Genomic DNA, 17,440 nt, shown 5'->3' with positions numbered 1-17,440 from the left:
CTCTCGCTTAAGAAAAAACGATGAAATCAGGAGGTGACGTCCTTATCCTTCAATTCGGGATAAGGTGAAATGGACGATATTGACAGTTTGATTTTAATCGGTGTGCTCATTACGTTAACGGCATTTTTCGTGGCGAGTGAATTTGCGATCGTCAGAGTGAGAAGATCCAGAATCGATCAGCTCATTTCAGAAGGGAACAGACGGGCGGTGCTCGCAAAGCGTATCATTACGGATCTTGATGAGTATTTATCCGCCTCGCAGCTTGGCATTACACTCACATCCATCGGGCTCGGCGTACTGGGAGAGCCTGCATTTGAGCGGATGCTTCATCCTGTGTTTCAGGGCATGGGGCTGCCGGATTCTGCTGAGCATGTGATTGCTTTTGCTGCGGCGTACGGGCTGATTACGTTTCTGCATGTCGTCGTCGGTGAGCTTGCGCCTAAAACGGTTGCGATTCAAAAAGCGGAAAAGCTGACGTTATGGATTGCCGGACCGCTTCGGTTATTTTACGTGTTCATGTTCCCGTTTATTTGGGTGCTGAACGGCTCCGCGAGAATTCTGACCGGTTTGGCCGGATTAAAGCCGGCATCTGAGCATGAAGGCTCCCACTCTGAAGAAGAGCTGCGGATCCTGCTGTCAGAAAGTTTAAAAAACGGAGAAATCAATCCGTCTGAATATACGTTTGTGAATAAAATTTTTGATTTTGATAATCGGATCGCCAAGGAAATCATGATCCCGAGAAAAGAAATCGCGGCTGTTTCCACTGATATGGACGTTCCGGAAATGCTTGATATGATGCTGAAAGATAAATATACGCGCTGGCCCGTAACGGACGGGGACAAAGACAGTGTCATCGGCATGATCAATACGAAGCATCTCTTTTCAGATCTGCTGTTTATGACAGAAGATGAAAAAGCGGAAGTATCCATCACGTCTTACATCCGCCCGGTGATTGAAGTCATCGAGACGATCCCGATACACGACCTGCTGATAAAAATGCAGAGAGAACGGATTCATTTGGCGATATTGTCTGATGAATACGGCGGAACGTCCGGTCTTGTGACGACCGAAGACATACTTGAAGAAATCGTCGGCGATATCAGAGACGAATTTGATGAGGACGAACAGCCGCAGATTCAAAAGCTGTCCGAACGCCATTATGTGCTGGACGGAAAGGTTCGGATTGATCAGGTGAATCATCTTCTCGGCGCAGGGATTGAAGAGGAAGTCGACACGATCGGCGGTCTTGTGCTGAAACGGAATATTGACATCTGTGCGGGTGAGTCGATACAAATCGGGGGATACACTGCCCTCATATTAGAAATGGACGGCCGGTTTATTAAACAGCTTGAACTCAAAGAAGAACAGGGCCGCCCGGGCGGTCAGGGAACAATAAACCGCCAGCTGCCCGTGCCTGAAGCGGTCATGCTTCATAACGCAACCTTGAGCGAAAAATAAGCTCAAGGTTTTTTTAAATGGATATCATAACAAAGCCGCACCAGAACGCCAAAAGGCTTCCGGCTGCTGAAACAGCGATGTAGAGCAGGCTTTCCTTTATGCGATTGTTCATCATCAGCTGCACGGCTTCAATACTGAACGTGGAAAAGGTCGTAAACGCACCGAAAAAGCCCGTCGCGATGATGATGCCGGCAGAAGGATTATCCAGGCCCAGGCCGGTGAACATGCCGAGGCCGAAGGAGCCGAGCAGGTTGACCGCAGCCATGCCAAGCGGAATCGGAAAACCTTTTGTTCTTTCTGAAATTGTTTTACCCAGCAGAGAACGTAATATCGCTCCGATACCCGCTGCGATAAGCATCAGGACGATCGTCATGGCGTATCATGCCCCCTTCCCGCTGCGTGAAGGGCAATCCGCCGTCCCCAGAAAATGCCGGCACATGCAAGGGCAATGCCAGAGACTAATGTCGCGGCAGCATAACAAAAAGCCGCTGCGGGAGACGATTGCAGCAGAAAAATGGTTTCTTTTGCGAAGGTTGACATCGTCGTGAAACCTCCGCAAAAACCGGTTCCTAAAAAGGCGGTCAAAAGAGGGCGTTTGGCCCGAATGATGAAATAACCCGTAATAAGACCGAGTAAAAGGCTTCCCGCCGCATTTTCGAGGAAAGTGGCCGCCGGGAAAGAACCGCTGTGAATGTGCGCGCTCATTTCAAAGCGGAGCAATGCGCCAAGCGCGCCTCCGATAAAAATTGCGATATATTGTTTCATATCAGCCATCCTTAGAAATAAAATCCGGAAAATCAGTTACAATGCCGTCAACTGCCATCATTTGCAGTTTTTCGGCCGTCTTTTGATTTCTGACCGTCCAGGCAAATACTTTCAGGCCGTGTCTGTGAGCGGTGGAAATCAAGAACCGATTCAGGCGGGTATATTTAATATTGACATAATTTACGGCTGATTTGTAGGCGGCCAGCTGGCTTTTGGAAAACATCCCGAAGCTGGGTCTTGCAATTATTGCAGTCGGAACGGACGGATACATGTCGTGAAAGGTCTGAATTGACTTGAGGCTGAATGATTGAACGATAGGGTGGATGGAAAAGGAAAACCTGCTTAACAGCTGGCCGACTGCTTTTTCAAGACCGACTTGAGAAACGTGCCCTTTCAGTTCAATTAAAAAACCGATTTCAGAATGATAACGCTTCAAGACCTCTTCGAGCAGGGGAATCCGCTCCCCTTTAAACTCAGCCCCATACCAGCTGCCGGCATCCAGAGACTGCAGCTTCTTCAGCGTAAAATCTTTTACAAAACCGGAGCCGTCCGTCGTCCGGTCGACTTTGTCATCATGGATGACGACAATCTGGCCGTCTTTTGTGAGCTGGACGTCAAGCTCAATGAAATCAGCGTTCATTTCGGCAGCGATATCAAATGCCGCAAATGTATTTTCGGGCGCGTAACCGGATGCGCCGCGATGAGCGATGGTATACAAGCTTGTCAGCTCCCCTCATGGGCATTTCTGTTATTATATCAGATTCGTATATGCACAGCGATTCAAACTGGTGAATGTGCGAAACAGTATTTTTTTGGAATAAAGATAGTGCTTTTTTCGGTTTACAATCCGCAGTGATGATTTATAATGGCAAAAAGGAGGCGAGATCATGGGAAAAGGGAGATTGAAAGTGGAAGAAAGAATTAAGGCCGAAACCGATGCTGAAATCCAAAAAGCGACTCTCCTGAAACAGACACAATCAAAGAAGAAATAGTGCCTGACCCTGTTGTATCTGGCTGAAAGATGAACGAATGTGTGAAAACCCCGGCTGTGCTCTGAGGCCGGGGTTTTTCAGGCTGCCTAAAGACATTAAAAGAAGCTGATGTCCGAATGTTTTAGTATAATAGATTTTCGACAAGACAAAGGAGCATATGCCATGATGACACAATTTCAGAGCTTTTTTACGCTTGACCATATTTTGCAGATCAGTATCAGCATCGGAATTTTAGCGGCTTTTCTCGTTTTGAGAAAACTGTTTGTCAAATACTTTTTTCAGCTCATTTACAAATTGGCAAACAAGCCGAAAACCGACATATTCAAACAGATTGCCGTAGCGTTTGACAAGCCGGCCAGGTGGTTTTTCGTGGCGCTGGGTCTGTTTTTGGCGATTGAGTATTCGCCGTTTTTAGACGGGCAGATGGACATTGTCAAAAAATTGTACCGCTCTCTGATCGTTGCGCTGATCGCCTGGGGGCTTTGCAATCTGACATCGGCGTCTTCGTTTTTATTTCATAAAGTCAATCAGCGTTTTGAGCTTGATATGGATGACATTTTGGCGCCGTTTTTATCCAAGGTGCTGCGCTTTGTCATTCTCGCGCTCAGCGTCAGTGTGATCGCACAGGAATTCAATTATGATGTAAACGGGTTCGTGGCCGGACTCGGACTTGGCGGATTGGCCTTCGCGCTTGCGGCTAAAGATACGATCAGCAATTTTTTCGGCGGCATTATCATCATTACGGAAAAGCCGTTTACGATCGGCGACTGGGTCGAGACGTCATCTGTGACGGGGGGCGTTGAAGATATCACATTCCGAAGCACAAGGTTCCGGACGGCGCAGGGGGCGCTTGTTACCGTGCCCAATTCAACGCTGTCCATGGAAGCCATCACAAACTGGACGAGGATGACGAAGCGCCAGGTCACGTTTTCCGTTCGTGTTTCTTATGCGACGCCGATTGATCGTTTAGAGCGGTGCATCACAAGGCTCAGAGAAATGCTTCGTGAACATGAAGGCGTGCATGATGATACGATTATGGTTAACTTTGACGTGTTTGCGGACAGCTATTATAATCTGTTTTTCAACTTTTACACAAAGACCATCGTCTGGGCGGAAAGCTTGGACGTGCGGCAGGATATCAACCGCCGGATTATTGATATTTTTGCTGAGGAAGGCGTGGAATTCGCCTATCCGGGCCAGAATGTATTCGTAAAACAGAAAAGCCACGATGATCCGGTTCATGTGAAGGATCATTCCGGAGAAAAAGAACGGGCATAACAGGCGCCGTTCTTTTTTCATGATATGATAAAAAGAAAAGGCGGTGGAAGAGTGGAAGCGTTTATGACATTGATCAATCAGGCGGAACGTATCGTGGTGCTGACGGGAGCGGGAATGAGCACGGAATCCGGCATTCCTGATTTTCGTTCGGCGGGCGGTATATGGACCGAAGACACCTCCAGAATGGAAGCGATGAGCAGGGAATCCTTTGAACGCCGTCCGCGTGAATTCTGGCCTAAATTCAAACAGCTCTTTCAGATGAAAATGAGCGGAAGCTATGAGCCGAATGCCGGCCATACGTATTTGGCGGATCTTGAAAAGCGGGGAAAGCAGGTAGACATTTTCACGCAGAATATTGACGGGCTGCATAAGAAAGCGGGAAGCAGCAGTGTCTATGAGCTTCACGGTTCAATTCAGACCGCCGCATGCCCCCGCTGCGGAGCGCGCTACGGGCTTTCTCATCTGCTGAAGGACGAAGTGCCGGAATGTACGGCGGAAATCGGTGATCATGCGGTATGCGGCACCGTATTAAAAACGGATGTCGTGCTGTTCGGCGATCTCGTTCAGCATTTTGAAACCCTTTATGAAAAGCTTGATAAAGCTGATCTTCTTCTTGTGATCGGCACTTCGCTTGAAGTGGCGCCGGCAAGGTTTGTCCCTGAGGATGCGGGACGGATTCCCGGTTTGAAGCAGGTGATCATTAACCTTGAGCCGACATATTGCGACCATTTATTTGATCTTGTCATCCATGAGAAGATCGGTGAATTTGCAAAACGGATCAGCGCCGCGACATAAAAAAAGCCGGATCATATACAGATCCGGCTTTTCTTATTCATGGACGGGAATCATTTGATCCGTCAGAACATCAAAGGAGTAGCCCTGGGCTTTCAGTTTTTGGATCAGGCTCGGCAAAGCGTGCACCGTCGCAGGCAGATCGTGCATTAAAATGACATGCGGCCTGCTCGTATGAACGCTTTCCAAATATGCGAGCTGATTCAATACTTCCGGCACGTACCGTGCGTTTTTGTACTTCCAGTCTTCACTGTCTATCGTCCAGTCCCAGTACACGAATCCGCCTTTTTCGAGATTCTTAATCTGGGCATCCGTCAATGACGGTTTACTGCCGTAAGGCGTGCGGACAAGATCCGTTTTTACTCCGGTGATTGCCTCGAGTGTATCGCGTCCCTGCTGCATTTCGTTCAGCGGTGATGTCGGTGTTTGATAAAACAGGTGATTATCGTGCGTCACGCCGTGCAGGCCGAGCGCGATTCCTTCCTGCTTCGCTCTTTGCACGGAATGCTTATAGGCTTTCATCCGCGGTTCAAGCATAAAAAAAGTGGCCTTTGCGCCATTTGCCTTCAATACATTCAACAGCTGTTCAGTATATGGAGACGGCCCGTCGTCGAAGGTTAAATATACCGTTTTTTTCCCTGGGTCACGCTCTCTCTGCAAATGTTTCATTAAGACGTCGGGAGAATCATTTTTCAGCCGCAGGCTTTCTGCTTCATCCCGAAGCTGCCCGTTTGCGGTCACGGTGACCTGTTTGTTTTTTGCGGCGGAAGCGGAATATCCCATTATGACGATTACCAGAAGCAGTCCGCACAAAACTGCTAAACTCGTAAGTTTAAAAGCCAATGAAAACAGGGAAGGGGAAGCACCTTCTTTTGTGTTGCGCATAACAATCTCTCCAGTAGCATAAGTTTCTGCATAATGCCGATAACAGCGGAGGCTTGCGAAGTGCCATAAGTTAACAGCATATGTATGTCGAATCAAGTATACAGGAACAAAACTGGAAAAGACATAGAAAAGATGTCGAATAATAAGATTTTAAGAAAAAAATAAACTCCGCAGCCGGCTCGTTCAGTATGATAGAATAGTTGACAATAACAGCTGAGAATGCACATCACGGCAGATAACGATGAGGAGGGTTTACATGAAGACATTAGTAAACGGCCAGTTGATTGATCGTGAAGAAGCGGCAGTTGATATTGAGGACCGCGGATATCAATTCGGTGACGGTGTGTATGAGGTCATCAGAGTGTATAACGGCGCCTTATTCGGTCTGCGTGAGCACATCGACCGTCTTTTCAGAAGCGCCGCAGAAATCGGCATCACCCTGCCGTTCTCCGCAGAGGACATAGAATGGGATCTGCAAAAGCTTGTACAGGAAAACAAACTCATTGACGGCGGGGTCTATATACAGACGACGAGAGGGAAGGCGCCGCGCAAGCACCAGTATGACGAAGGATTGGAACCGCAGACGACTGCATACACCTTTTCAGTGAAAAAACCGGAAAATGAACAAAAAGCCGGAGCGCAGGCCATAACGGCGGAAGACAAACGCTGGCTGAGGTGTGACATTAAGAGTCTGAATTTACTGTATAATGTGATGATTAAACAAAAAGCCTATGAAGCAGGCGCTTATGAAGCGGTGCTGATAAGGGACGGAGCGGTCACGGAAGGAACCTCTTCCAATGTATACGCCGTCATAAACGGCACTGTCCGGACGCATCCTGCAAATGAGCTGATTTTAAACGGCATTACGCGGATGAAACTGTTAGAGCTGATGAGAGAAAACGGGATTGAGGTGCGGGAGAAGGCTCTTACCGAAGACGAACTCAGGGATGCGGATGAAATTTTCATCTCGTCAACGACGGCTGAATTAATCCCGATCGTAACCCTTGACGGGAAACCGGTCGGAAGCGGAGCGCCGGGACCTGTAGCCAAAACGATTCAGGAGGCTTTTCAGTCGCACATTCAGCAAGAGCTCGGCGTTCAGTCATAAGCTGAAAAAAGGCCGGAACACATCCGGCCTTTTTACTTCAGTCAGATAAAAAGAGATTCGATATGCTGCACGAGCACACGGGAGATCTTCTCTTTTGAAAGACGCTTAGGTTCAAGCATGGCATGCAGCGCCAATCCGTCGGCGATGGCGTACATTTTCTCCGCTTCGATCTCTTTATCAAGATTCGGTTTCAGAAGCTTATTTTCATCCAGCCAGTCAATCAGACCGCGGATATATGCCAAGATCCCGTCCTGCTGGGGTTGAAACTCTTCTCCCTTATGTCTGGCATAAGCTGTGAAAGCGAACCATACCTCCATTTCAGCCATCGTTTCTTCATCTGTCGGGATGATTTCAAGCATCAGACGCACCGCTTTTTCTTTCGGCGGCAGATCTTTCATGGCAACTTCGTTAATTCTGGCGGCCGCTTTTTCTTTTACGAGTGTCATCGCATACCCTAAAAGCTCATCCTGGGTGGTGAAATAGTGCCTCAGCGCGCCTAAAGAAAGACCCGCTTCCTGGGCGATGTTTCTCACTGTCGCTCCTTCCATTCCCCGCTCCAAAATCGTCCGCCAAGTGGCTTCGGCTATTTGTTTTCTTCTTTTTTCATGATCGATTATTTTAGGCATGGTTCCAGTGTAACAGGAAATATTTTTTCTTGCAATTTTGTAATACAGTTGTATTAAATAAAAAGCAGTGATACAATGCATTTTAGAAAACGATAAGGGGGAACCGGATTGAACGCGATTGCTTGGTTGATTGTCATTTGTGAGGCTGCTTTTTGGGCGGCTGTCATCTTCGGATTGGCGGCGCGCTATATATTCAGGCGGCAAAAGCTCGGAATGTTTTTTTTCGCTCTCATTCCTTTATTGGATGCCGTACTGTTTCTGGCGGCCGCAGCTGATTTATACAGAGGGGCGGCGGCGACTATGGCGCATGCGGTGGCGGCCATTTATATCGGAGTGTCTGTCGCCTTCGGGAAAAGCATGATTCAATGGGCGGATGAGCGGTTCCGCTATTATGTGGTCAAGGAAGGGGCAAAACCGGTCAAGCGGTACGGGCTGGATTATGCCAAACATTATGCAAAAGGATGGGGAAGACATGTATTAGCATTTGTCATCGGCGGCGTTCTTTTAGCCGGAACGGTATTTCTCATTCAGGACGCTTCCCGCACCGAAGCGCTCAGCAAGCTGTTAAAGGGCTGGTCTGTCGTATTGTGCATCGATTTTTTGATCATGGCGAGTTTTTTTGTGATGCCGAAAAAAAGAAGAAACAGCCGGGAGCTGTAAAAAAAGCAGCTTTTGATTAAGCTGCTTTACAGAAAGAATTATTTTACGATCAGCACGGGAATATCGGATTTCGATGACAGTTTTTCACTGACGCTTCCGAATAAAAGTTTTTTCAGCCTGTTCTGGTCCCGGCTCCCCATGACGATCAAATCCGCCGATATACGGTCGGCATGCTCGATAATGGCATCAGCGGGATCACCTTCTAAAATGTCGATATCCCCGTCAATCTGGCTGTCGTTCATCAGCATTCTCGCTTCCGCAACGATTTCTTCCGTACGGTCTTCATAAATCATCGGATCAGGGGAGATTCTTTCCGCCTGGAGCGGGTCAGGAACGCTTGCAATCCCGCCGCCGATATACGTTGCCCCGGCTCCCGGCCTCGGGGGATCAACAATCGTCCGGGTATCTTTTGCATTGTGGGAATGTACGACCGTTAAATCCGCGTGAAATGTTTTTGAAAGGTCTATGGCTTTTTGAAGCGCTTTTTTACTATCATCACTTCCGTCAAAAGCTGCTATCAACCGGTCCGCGTGAAACATCGGCCTCATCCTTTCAGTAAAAAAGGTTTGTTTTACAATACCCGAATGGCAGAAATGTAAAACCTGCATTGACAAAAAAAGGATTTGTTTATATGATGAAGGAACAATATAGGGAAAAAGGAGGTATGGATCATGTCAAAACTAAAGCTTGTCAACTCATCTTCAGCTGAATACCGGCGTGACTCCCATACAGCGTCCGTTTTCTGAACATTCGCTTAAAAACGGGGCAGTCGCGCATAAACGGCGGGTCTGTACCTTATTTATAATAATAAGAGGCATGGAGCTGAGGCTTCATGTCTTTTTTTATACAAAAAAATGAAAGAAAGACAGGTGTGATGCATGTGGCGGTATTAGCGAAAACAATGAAAAACAATCCGGAAAAGCTTGAGGGCGGCTGATTGATGAAAGGGGATGACGGTATTTGTTTACTGTATTAAAAAAGCTCGCGTGGTTTTTTAAAGCCTATTGGCTGCGCTATACGACAGCGATTGTTCTGTTATTGATTGTGAATGTCATTGAAATGTTTCCGCCTAAACTTCTCGGTAACGCGATAGACGATATGAAGGCGGGCGTGTTTACAAAAAGCGGGATGCTGTTTTACATATGTGTTTTTCTCGCATTAACGGCAGCCGTCTATTTACTGTCTTATTTTTGGATGTATCAGCTTTTCGGCGGGGCGAATGTCATGGAGAAGATTCTCCGTTCAAAGCTGATGGGAAGGCTTCTTCAAATGTCACCGCCGTTTTACGAGAAATACAGAACGGGCGATTTAATGGCGCGGGGGACAAATGACTTGCAGGCCGTCAGTATGACGACGGGCTTCGGGGTCTTAACGCTCGTTGATTCGACGATGTATATGCTGACGATATTTTTGACAATGGGGCTTCTCATCAGCTGGAAGCTGACATTTGCCGCGATTATTCCGCTGCCGATAATGGCGGCTGCGGTCAGCCTGTACGGAAAAAAGATCCATGAGCGGTTTACGGAAGCGCAGGATGCTTTCGGATCATTAAATGACAAGGTGCTGGAGTCGGTATCCGGCGTCCGGGTCATCCGGGCTTTCGTGCAGGAAAAAAATGATGTCAGCCGGTTCGGTGATATGACGGCGGATGTATATGAGAAAAACATGAAGGTGGCGTTTATCGATTCACTTTTTGAACCGACTGTGAAACTTCTCGTCGGCCTCAGCTATCTCATCGGTCTCGGCTACGGCGCTTATCTCGTTTTTCAAAACCGGCTGACGCTGGGAGAGCTGGTATCGTTTAACGTGTATCTCGGAATGATGATCTGGCCGATGTTTGCGATCGGAGAATTAATCAATATCATGCAGCGCGGAAATGCCTCCTTGGATCGTGTCAATGAGACGCTTTCCTATGAGCCTGACGTGACAGGACCCAAGCACCCCGCCGGCATCAAGGAGCCCGGGCGTCTTGTTTTTGAACAAGTGACTTTCACGTATCCGAGCGGAGCGGGACCGGCGGTTTCTGATGTATCTTTTTCCGTAGAAAAAGGGCAGACACTCGGCATCGTCGGGAAGACGGGAAGCGGAAAGACGACGATCATTAAGCAACTGTTGCGTGAATATCCGCCCGGTGCGGGAGCAATCACGTTTACAGGCGTTCCGATTCAGGAGATTCCGCTTGAGGAGCTCCGCGGGTGGATCGGCTATGTGCCGCAGGATCATATTTTATTTTCGAAGACTGTAAAAGAGAATCTGCTTTACGGACGGCAGGATGCAAACGAAGAGGAAATCGGCAGCGCGCTGAAAGATGCGCATTTTGAAAACGATATCGGCATGCTTTCCGACGGGCTTGAAACGCTTGTCGGCGAGAAGGGCGTAGCGCTCTCTGGCGGACAAAAGCAGCGCATCTCAATTGCGAGAGCGCTTTTGACCGATCCTGACATTCTCATATTAGATGATTCGCTTTCTGCCGTAGACGCGAAAACGGAAGCCGCCATCATTGACAGCATCCGTAAAAAACGGCGGCATAAAACAACGATTATCACCACCCACCGGCTCTCGGCAGTTGAACACGCAGATCTCATTCTCGTCATGGATGAAGGCCGGGTGTCTGAAAGAGGCACGCACCGGGAGCTATTGGCGCAGAACGGCTGGTATCGTAAACAATATGAGAGGCAGCAGCTGTCCTCTCTTGAAGAAGGGGGGACGGGCGCATGAAGACCGGGAGAAGATTATGGAATTACGCGCTTCAATATAAGAAGCTGCTGATATGGGCGGTCGTCCTGCTCATTATTGCGGTCGGCACTGAGCTGACCGGCCCGTTTATCGGAAAAAAAATGATTGACGACCACATTCTCGGCATTGAAAAAACATGGGTTAAAGCCTCTGCGGACGATCCGGGCGCCGTCAGGTTCCGGGGGCATGATTATGTCAGAGAAGACCGGCTCAAACCGGGGGCGGACAAAACCGGAGAGGCGCACATTTATCAAGTCGGTGCGGGCTACTATTTTGTTGACCGTCCCGTCAGTTTTGACGGAAACCGTTCGGTGTCTGACGGCCGGCTGACAATATCAAACGGTAAAGAAAGCAGGTCATATCCCGCCATTACGTTATCAAGACAGGAGATTTTTCAATTTTACCGTCCCGAAATAAAAGGATTGCTGACGCTGACCGCCATTTACGCGGGACTGCTCATGTTTTCCGTATGTTTTCATTACGGCCAGCATTATCTGCTGCAGATGGGAGCGAACCGGATCATACAGCGCATGAGGCAGGATGTATTTTCACACATTCAGAAAATGCCGATCCGCTACTTTGATAATCTGCCTGCCGGAAAAGTCGTGGCCCGCATTACGAATGACACAGAAGCGGTCAGGGATTTATATGTAACGGTGCTGTCGACATTTATCACAAGCGGCGTTTATATGCTCGGCATTTTTACGGCGCTGTTTATGCTTGACGTCAGGCTGGCCGCCGTTTGCCTGCTGATTATTCCGATTTTAATGATCTGGTCGGTTGTGTACCGCAAATACGCATCCGTCTTCAACCAAAAAATCCGTTCCATTAACAGTAACATCAATGCGAAAATGAACGAATCCATTCAAGGAATGCCGATTATTCAGGCGTTCCGCCGCGAAAAGGAAACGATGAAGGAATTTGAAGAATTGAATGAAGCTCATTTTCGCTACAAAAACAAAATGCTGTCCTTAAATTCCCTCATGTCCCACAGTCTTGTCAATGTGTTGCGCAATCTGGCGTTTGTCGGGCTGATATGGTATTTCGGAGGCGCGAGTCTGAGTGTGGCCGGAATTGTTTCGATCGGCGTTTTATACGCGTTTGTTGATTATTTAAACCGTTTGTTCCAGCCGGTTACGGGGATTGTCAACCAATTTTCGAAGCTTGAATTGGCCCGTGTCTCTGCCGCCAGAGTATTCGAGCTTTTACAGGAGGAGGAAACAGAAGAAGAAGGCGCTCCCGTAGACAGAAAGGCTGAAGGAACTGTGGAATTCCGCGATGTTTCTTTTGGATATCGAAAGGGAGAAGAGGTGCTGAAACACATCAGCTTTACAGCTGAAAAAGGGGAGACGGTCGCCCTCGTCGGCCATACAGGGTCCGGCAAAAGCTCCATCCTGAATCTTCTGTTCCGTTTTTATGATGCCCAAAAAGGAGGTATCCTGCTGGATAATAAAAGCATATACGGCATGTCGAGGCAGGAGCTGAGGTCGCATATGGGCATTGTGCTGCAAGACCCGTATCTTTTCTCGGGCACGATCGGCTCCAATGTGACACTCGATGATCAGCGTATTTCTTTGGAGCAGGCGGAAGAAGCGCTTCGCCAAGTCGGCGCCGCAAGTCTTCTGCAATCCCTGCCGAAGGGCATCAGAGAGCCCGTTACCGAAAAAGGCGGCACACTGTCCTCAGGCCAGCGTCAGCTGATTTCTTTTGCAAGAGCGCTTGTGTTCGATCCGGCCATATTAATTTTGGATGAGGCGACGGCGCACATTGACACCGAAACAGAAGCAGTCATTCAAAAAGCGCTGCAAGTCGTTCAAGAAGGGCGCACGACATTTATTATCGCCCATCGGCTTTCCACGATCAGACACGCAGACCAGATTCTCGTGCTGGAAAAGGGCCGCATTATTGAAAAGGGAAGCCATGACGAATTAATGGCGCAAAAGGGGCAGTACCACCAAATGTATGAATTGCAGAAAGGAACGGCGAAGTCCGCGGTGTAATCGGAAAGGGTGAATCTAAAGATTCGCCCTTTTTTTCATTCAGTAAGCCAGTCCCACCCGTTTTCTGACAAACTGCGGGCTGATCAGCTCACGGTACAGAAAGTGCGCCGTGTCTCCGACGGTGATTTCAGCGCCGTCTTCAGGAAGGCGATCCTGTTCGAACCGGTAAACTCCGGCAGCATCTCCGTCAGGAAGGTAGGTGGGACAAATGATCGTCCAGTCAAGATCGTCTGCCAGCAGCATTTCGTATACGCGGGCGTGTTCCTTTGCGGCTCTTGTTGATTTTCGTTTTGATTCTGCCGATTCAAAACGGTATTGATCAGGCATAAGCCGTGATTGAAGGATACCCGCCGTGCCGATCGTAATCAGACGCTGAACATGATGCCGTTTCATGCTGTCTATTATATGGGTCATAGCGGCTGAAAGGGTATCGTCACCGTCCGTGCCGAGACAGCTCACGACTGTGTCCGCTTTGGAAATCAATCGGCTTACATCTTCCCGCCGCCTCGCATTCCCTGTTATGATTTGTTTTTCAGGAATGGGAAGGACTGTTCCGGCTGATCTGACAAGAGCGAATATCTCCATGTGTCCATGTTTCTGCGCTTCTTTTATAAAAGCCTGTCCGACTCTTCCCGTTGCTCCGAGTAAAGCGATGTTCATGTAAAAAACCTCCTCGCCGCTCATTATATCATTCAAAGCAGCGGGGAAAAGAATACCTGTGAATAAACGGGAAATGGTGGGCAACATATTCATTGACCAAAGAGACACTTACGAACTGAATCAGCTCCCAATTGACTGAGGCAATGAATGACATGTTTTCCCTCCTTTTTTCCTAGGGTATGTGGAATAGGAAAAAAGGGTGACGGCATAAAAGAAGACGCGGTATCCCGCGCCTTCTGTAAGCCATTTATTGAGTTATTGTACGCCTTGGCCGCCCATGTTCTGCTGTGCGAAAGATACTAAACGTTTCGTGATTTCTCCTCCGACAGAACCGTTTGCGCGAGAAGTTGTTTCTCCGCCAAGGTTTACGCCGAACTCAGAAGCAATTTCGTATTTCATTTGGTCGATTGCTTGAGCAGCGCCGGGTACTACTAGGTTGTTTGAAGAGTTGTTGTTTGCCATTTGTATGATCTCCTTTATAAAGTAGTATGGTTGGGTTTGCTGGAATTGCACCAGCCGATGGTTTTCGGAATGAAAACCATTGCCAGCTCGGCTTCACCCAATGCTGTTTGCCGCTTTGTACTACGTATTATGGTGAATCAAACGGCATCTCATTCGGAAAACGGTGTGGTAAATAGCGGAAGGAAAAAGAAAAGCCCAGCCTGGTGCGGCTGAGCTTTTAGCTTTCAGTCATATATGTGATAAAGCATTAATTCATGCAGCTCTTTTACGAGAGCCGGCTCTTCTTTTCCCGGATGTGTGTGTCCCCATTCAATGTCTCCGGACTTGTGGTAAATCCCTTCGTAATGCGTACCCTGCCAGTAAAATGAAATCTGCCATCCGGGCAGTTTCTCTTTTTTAAATAACGGTTTCCAGCTGAAGTGCGAAATCATGGCGTTCACGCTCCTTATGGGAAATGTTGATCTTGTTCATTGTAGCTCATCGTTCAATGCCTGTCCCGGGTAAACCTAAAAAAAGACAGCCTCACCGCCAAAGTTTTTCCGGGGCGGTGATGGACCGTTCTGATAAATACGACGCGTATTCAAAATTTCTCCGTTTTGTCAGGTAATCGACCGATCTCAGCTTCGGATGGGAAAAAATGCTGCGCCCGGGGCGGGAATTGGCTTCAAACATCCAAACTTTCCCTGAATGATCGACGCCGAGGTCAAAACCGATTTCGCCGATAAAACCTTCAATGTGCTCATTTAACACGCGGCTGACCGCCAAGGCGGCTTTTGAAAGTTTCCGCATCATGCCGACTCTCTCGCGCGGATCGCCGTATAATTCAGCTAACGTCCTGACTTCTCCGCCGGTTGCGAGATGCGTCGTGATGCTGTTTTCACCGGAAATTTTTGCCGCAATGGCCGTCACTGTCCATTTCCCCTCGGCGTTTTTATTCGTGTGCACCCTGAAATCGACGGGGCGCCCATCCAGCCGGATCAGGTCAATGCCTTGCTGAATCAAAAATGCGGACGGGTCATTGTTTTCTTTAAATGATGTCATGAAGGATGCCGCATCTGAATACTCTGCCGTCACCACCGTTTTTTCCTCATTCGTGTGTTTGACAGATAAGCCGGCATCTGTTTTTTCCACCTTGTAAATCCCCGTTCCGAGTGCGCCGTCTGCAGGTTTGATATAGACGGTGCCAAACGTGCTGCATAATGTTTCTAACGCTTCCGCATTCGGGTGCAGGACAGATTTTGGCAGAAGTGAAGCGGTGAGACTGTTTTTTTCCAGAAGCTTATGAATGTCCCATTTATTAAAGAATTGCGGATTAAACCACGGAATCTGATAGTCATTCATCAGCCTTTGTTTTGTCTGCTGTAAAAGCGGAACTTCTTCCGTTTTTCGGCTCGGGAGCCTGTCATATACGACATTCGGAAGCGGGACGGCCGTCCGTTTCCAGCTGTTTTCTTTATAAATCAGCGCTTGGACGGTGCCTTCCTCCCAGTTGATCTGATGGGCCCCGAAAACGAAACAATATCCGTTCGCCTGTTCATGAAGAGAGAGCATCTTGGAAAAGAAGGCTGTACGGTCTCTTAACGGGCGGGACGGCGATGATGTGAACCCGGCTGTGAAAACGCCGATCAGCGGTCCGATGTGCACCGTCTGGCCGTGTATGAGAAAGTCAGCCCGGCTTTTATGCGGTATCAACAGCTCCTCAAACAAATCTTCAGAAAGGAGCGCGCTTTTTTCAAGTGATTGAGAAAAGGCTACACGGCATTTGACAACTTTGGTCCCGAAGGCAGCGGATAAAAGCCCTTCCCGTTTCATGGAGGAGGGGAGAAACAGCGTATTTTTGCTTTTTTTATCGATGCCGACAATCATCCCTTTATGATTCACGCGGTAATACTCCTTTCCGGCTTTCCTGTGACTGAAGTTCGCGGAAGCGTCTCAGCGGACTCGTATACAAATCCTCTTTCGCCTCCGGAGCCACGCTTAAAATAGCTTTCCGTCCCGGCTTTGAGTTGACATCCAAAAGCCAGATGCGTCCGTCTTTGGCATAACAAATATCGAGCCCCAGCTCAAACAGCGGCCCGAACCGTTCATCAAGGAAATAAGGGACGGATTGGGTGATCGAAAAGACATCATCCAATAAAACGGCCTGCTGCTTTCTCGGAATTTCCTCAAACCATGTGTCAAACTTAATCGGTTCGGATCCTCCGGGCAAATGAGATAAAAGACCGTTCTGATAACCCCTTCTGACCGCTTTTCCGACCGTTTCCCAAACGCCTGACTCAGTTTTGCGCATGAAAATGCGGATGTCGCACGGATGCCGCTCTTTATCCTGGATATTTAAGTAGGATTGAAGCAAATAGCGGTGCTGCAGCACTTTTTTGCACCAAGACTTAAAAGACACGTGATTGGAAAATGATTTTGTTTGTTTGTTTTTTCCGATATAGTAAGTGGCCGTAATTGATTTTTTGCCTGTTTCAAGCAGGATGATGCCTCTGCCTCCCGCGCCGAAAGCGGGCTTAAGTATACATGCTTTTTCCTTGGCTAAGTATGATTGCACCTGTTCATAGCGGCTGACTTCGGCCGTTTCGGGAATATAGGGACTGATCAGATGATGCTTTTGGAGCGCATCCGTGACCGTCCATTTATCAGGAAGCCCCCGGCCGATAAATTCCGTTTTCCGATATTTTTTCAGCCATTCGACGATCGGTTTGGCTTTTTGCGCTTCAGCGGATTTTCCGTAAAAACAGCGGTCGTAAATATATTCGGGAATATCGATTTCCGTTTCGTTCCACTTTCCGCTTTGCGGGTGATAGACGAGCGCTTTCACGCGCAAAGAATCCGGAAATATATCAAACGGTGTAAAGCGGGCTAAGCGCACATTATATTGAGGCGCTCTTTCAGCCAATTCCCCGGCGTAATCTTCTTCGTGCCGGCGGGATACAGACATAAAACCGAGTGTTGTCATATTATTACTCCCCCTTTATTCAAAAAGCCGCTGATGGAACGGCCCTTCCATCCAAT

At 48.2% G+C, this 17,440-nt stretch carries 20 protein-coding genes; 8 read left to right on the top strand and 12 right to left on the bottom strand.

Translation table 11 applies throughout. The features are described 5' to 3' along the window. Nucleotides 1-69 precede the first annotated feature (69 nt). Nucleotides 70-1,458, top strand: a complete 1,389-nt coding sequence (locus BGM27_RS04560; RefSeq protein WP_007409260.1) for a hemolysin family protein — start codon at nucleotides 70-72, stop codon at nucleotides 1,456-1,458. Between the two features lie 13 nt (nucleotides 1,459-1,471). Here the strand turns inward: BGM27_RS04560 and crcB are convergent, their stop codons facing one another. The 3 genes from crcB to BGM27_RS04545 are packed head-to-tail and all read right to left on the bottom strand — an operon-like array spanning nucleotide 1,472 to nucleotide 2,941. After that, nucleotides 1,472-1,831, bottom strand: a complete 360-nt coding sequence (crcB, locus tag BGM27_RS04555; protein ID WP_007409259.1) for a fluoride efflux transporter CrcB — start codon at nucleotides 1,829-1,831, stop codon at nucleotides 1,472-1,474. Next, nucleotides 1,828-2,223 carry a fluoride efflux transporter FluC gene (locus BGM27_RS04550; RefSeq protein ID WP_007409258.1) on the bottom strand — a complete coding sequence of 132 codons (396 nt, stop codon included), beginning with the start codon at nucleotides 2,221-2,223 and terminating at the stop codon, nucleotides 1,828-1,830. Before BGM27_RS04550 ends, crcB begins: the two co-directional genes overlap by 4 nt. 1 nt (nucleotide 2,224) lies before the next feature. Further along, nucleotides 2,225-2,941 (bottom strand): glycerophosphodiester phosphodiesterase, encoded by a 717-nt coding sequence (locus BGM27_RS04545; RefSeq protein ID WP_007409257.1) that lies wholly within the window; start codon nucleotides 2,939-2,941, stop codon nucleotides 2,225-2,227. Nucleotides 2,942-3,110: 169 nt separating this feature from the next. Between BGM27_RS04545 and BGM27_RS04540 the strand changes: the two genes are divergently transcribed. From BGM27_RS04540 to BGM27_RS04530, 3 genes are all read left to right on the top strand, one after another. Then, nucleotides 3,111-3,215 carry a YhdX family protein gene (locus BGM27_RS04540; protein ID WP_003155299.1) on the top strand — a complete coding sequence of 35 codons (105 nt, stop codon included), beginning with the start codon at nucleotides 3,111-3,113 and terminating at the stop codon, nucleotides 3,213-3,215. Nucleotides 3,216-3,377: 162 nt separating this feature from the next. Then, nucleotides 3,378-4,493 carry a mechanosensitive ion channel family protein gene (locus BGM27_RS04535; RefSeq protein WP_007409256.1) on the top strand — a complete coding sequence of 372 codons (1,116 nt, stop codon included), beginning with the start codon at nucleotides 3,378-3,380 and terminating at the stop codon, nucleotides 4,491-4,493. Between the two features lie 63 nt (nucleotides 4,494-4,556). Beyond that, entirely contained in the window at nucleotides 4,557-5,288 is a 732-nt protein-coding gene (locus BGM27_RS04530) for an NAD-dependent protein deacylase (protein WP_369878810.1), read from the top strand. A 33-nt stretch (nucleotides 5,289-5,321) separates the two neighbouring features. On the opposite strand, the gene BGM27_RS04525 is transcribed toward BGM27_RS04530, so the two are convergent. After that, a complete protein-coding gene (locus BGM27_RS04525) occupies nucleotides 5,322-6,170 on the bottom strand; it encodes a polysaccharide deacetylase family protein (RefSeq protein WP_007409254.1) in 849 nt (282 codons plus the stop codon). 256 nt (nucleotides 6,171-6,426) lie between these two features. Here BGM27_RS04525 and dat point away from each other — a divergent pair, with 256 nt between their 5' ends. Next, nucleotides 6,427-7,278, top strand: a complete 852-nt coding sequence (gene dat / locus BGM27_RS04520) for a D-amino-acid transaminase (RefSeq protein ID WP_007409253.1) — start codon at nucleotides 6,427-6,429, stop codon at nucleotides 7,276-7,278. A gap of 41 nt (nucleotides 7,279-7,319) precedes the next feature. Here dat and BGM27_RS04515 read toward each other — a convergent pair whose 3' ends face one another. Beyond that, nucleotides 7,320-7,904 carry a TetR/AcrR family transcriptional regulator gene (locus BGM27_RS04515; protein ID WP_007409252.1) on the bottom strand — a complete coding sequence of 195 codons (585 nt, stop codon included), beginning with the start codon at nucleotides 7,902-7,904 and terminating at the stop codon, nucleotides 7,320-7,322. A gap of 108 nt (nucleotides 7,905-8,012) precedes the next feature. Between BGM27_RS04515 and BGM27_RS04510 the strand changes: the two genes are divergently transcribed. Next, a complete protein-coding gene (locus BGM27_RS04510) occupies nucleotides 8,013-8,564 on the top strand; it encodes a hypothetical protein (RefSeq protein ID WP_007409251.1) in 552 nt (183 codons plus the stop codon). 38 nt (nucleotides 8,565-8,602) lie between these two features. On the opposite strand, the gene BGM27_RS04505 is transcribed toward BGM27_RS04510, so the two are convergent. After that, on the bottom strand, nucleotides 8,603-9,103 hold the full coding sequence (locus BGM27_RS04505) for a universal stress protein (protein ID WP_007409250.1): 501 nt from the start codon (nucleotides 9,101-9,103) through the stop codon (nucleotides 8,603-8,605). Between the two features lie 421 nt (nucleotides 9,104-9,524). On the opposite strand from BGM27_RS04505, the gene bmrC reads away from it, so the two are divergent. Further along, a complete protein-coding gene (gene bmrC / locus BGM27_RS04500) occupies nucleotides 9,525-11,282 on the top strand; it encodes a multidrug ABC transporter ATP-binding protein BmrC (RefSeq protein ID WP_007409248.1) in 1,758 nt (585 codons plus the stop codon). Beyond that, entirely contained in the window at nucleotides 11,279-13,300 is a 2,022-nt protein-coding gene (bmrD, locus tag BGM27_RS04495) for a multidrug resistance ABC transporter ATP-binding protein/permease BmrD (RefSeq protein WP_020953957.1), read from the top strand. Before bmrC ends, bmrD begins: the two co-directional genes overlap by 4 nt. A 39-nt stretch (nucleotides 13,301-13,339) precedes the next feature. On the opposite strand, the gene BGM27_RS04490 is transcribed toward bmrD, so the two are convergent. The 6 genes from BGM27_RS04490 to BGM27_RS04470 form a co-directional block, all read right to left on the bottom strand. Next, complete coding sequence (locus BGM27_RS04490) at nucleotides 13,340-13,960, bottom strand: NAD(P)-dependent oxidoreductase (RefSeq protein WP_007409246.1); 621 nt, start codon at nucleotides 13,958-13,960, stop codon at nucleotides 13,340-13,342. Between the two features lie 28 nt (nucleotides 13,961-13,988). Beyond that, nucleotides 13,989-14,114, bottom strand: a complete 126-nt coding sequence (locus BGM27_RS20500; RefSeq protein WP_007409245.1) for a hypothetical protein — start codon at nucleotides 14,112-14,114, stop codon at nucleotides 13,989-13,991. Between the two features lie 101 nt (nucleotides 14,115-14,215). Beyond that, nucleotides 14,216-14,422, bottom strand: coding sequence for an alpha/beta-type small acid-soluble spore protein (locus tag BGM27_RS04485; protein ID WP_007409244.1), 207 nt, complete (start codon nucleotides 14,420-14,422; stop codon nucleotides 14,216-14,218). 224 nt (nucleotides 14,423-14,646) lie between these two features. After that, the gene (locus tag BGM27_RS04480; protein WP_096335138.1) at nucleotides 14,647-14,862 is read right to left on the bottom strand and encodes a YheE family protein; all 216 of its coding nucleotides are present in this window, start codon (nucleotides 14,860-14,862) and stop codon (nucleotides 14,647-14,649) included. A gap of 82 nt (nucleotides 14,863-14,944) precedes the next feature. Beyond that, entirely contained in the window at nucleotides 14,945-16,303 is a 1,359-nt protein-coding gene (locus tag BGM27_RS04475; RefSeq protein ID WP_007409242.1) for a YheC/YheD family endospore coat-associated protein, read from the bottom strand. Continuing rightward, on the bottom strand, nucleotides 16,293-17,384 hold the full coding sequence (locus tag BGM27_RS04470) for a YheC/YheD family endospore coat-associated protein (RefSeq protein WP_012117192.1): 1,092 nt from the start codon (nucleotides 17,382-17,384) through the stop codon (nucleotides 16,293-16,295). The genes BGM27_RS04475 and BGM27_RS04470 overlap by 11 nt, the downstream gene beginning before the upstream one ends. Nucleotides 17,385-17,440 lie beyond the last annotated feature (56 nt).

The sequence above is a fragment of the Bacillus sp. FJAT-27001 genome (assembly GCF_019039175.1).
In the GTDB taxonomy this organism is placed as follows: Bacteria; Bacillota; Bacilli; order Bacillales; family Bacillaceae; genus Bacillus; species Bacillus velezensis.
Note: the sequence above shows the minus strand (reverse complement) of the source record. Positions and strands in the feature narration are given on the sequence as shown.

Excerpts from the sequence above, each read along its gene's own strand:
- BGM27_RS04540 (WP_003155299.1), top strand. The coding sequence starts at position 3,111 with ATGGGAAAAGGGAGATTGAAAGTGGAAGAAAGAATTAAGGCCGAAACC.
- BGM27_RS04560 (WP_007409260.1), top strand. The coding sequence starts at position 70 with ATGGACGATATTGACAGTTTGATTTTAATCGGTGTGCTCATTACGTTA.
- BGM27_RS04525 (WP_007409254.1), bottom strand. The coding sequence starts at position 6,170 with ATGCGCAACACAAAAGAAGGTGCTTCCCCTTCCCTGTTTTCATTGGCT.
- BGM27_RS04530 (WP_369878810.1), top strand. The coding sequence starts at position 4,557 with ATGACATTGATCAATCAGGCGGAACGTATCGTGGTGCTGACGGGAGCG.
- BGM27_RS04490 (WP_007409246.1), bottom strand. The coding sequence starts at position 13,960 with ATGAACATCGCTTTACTCGGAGCAACGGGAAGAGTCGGACAGGCTTTT.
- dat (WP_007409253.1), top strand. The coding sequence starts at position 6,427 with ATGAAGACATTAGTAAACGGCCAGTTGATTGATCGTGAAGAAGCGGCA.
- BGM27_RS04535 (WP_007409256.1), top strand. The coding sequence starts at position 3,378 with ATGATGACACAATTTCAGAGCTTTTTTACGCTTGACCATATTTTGCAG.
- BGM27_RS04505 (WP_007409250.1), bottom strand. The coding sequence starts at position 9,103 with ATGTTTCACGCGGACCGGTTGATAGCAGCTTTTGACGGAAGTGATGAT.
- BGM27_RS04485 (WP_007409244.1), bottom strand. The coding sequence starts at position 14,422 with ATGGCAAACAACAACTCTTCAAACAACCTAGTAGTACCCGGCGCTGCT.
- bmrD (WP_020953957.1), top strand. The coding sequence starts at position 11,279 with ATGAAGACCGGGAGAAGATTATGGAATTACGCGCTTCAATATAAGAAG.
- crcB (WP_007409259.1), bottom strand. The coding sequence starts at position 1,831 with ATGACGATCGTCCTGATGCTTATCGCAGCGGGTATCGGAGCGATATTA.
- BGM27_RS04515 (WP_007409252.1), bottom strand. The coding sequence starts at position 7,904 with ATGCCTAAAATAATCGATCATGAAAAAAGAAGAAAACAAATAGCCGAA.
- BGM27_RS04550 (WP_007409258.1), bottom strand. The coding sequence starts at position 2,223 with ATGAAACAATATATCGCAATTTTTATCGGAGGCGCGCTTGGCGCATTG.
- BGM27_RS04470 (WP_012117192.1), bottom strand. The coding sequence starts at position 17,384 with ATGACAACACTCGGTTTTATGTCTGTATCCCGCCGGCACGAAGAAGAT.
- BGM27_RS20500 (WP_007409245.1), bottom strand. The coding sequence starts at position 14,114 with ATGTCATTCATTGCCTCAGTCAATTGGGAGCTGATTCAGTTCGTAAGT.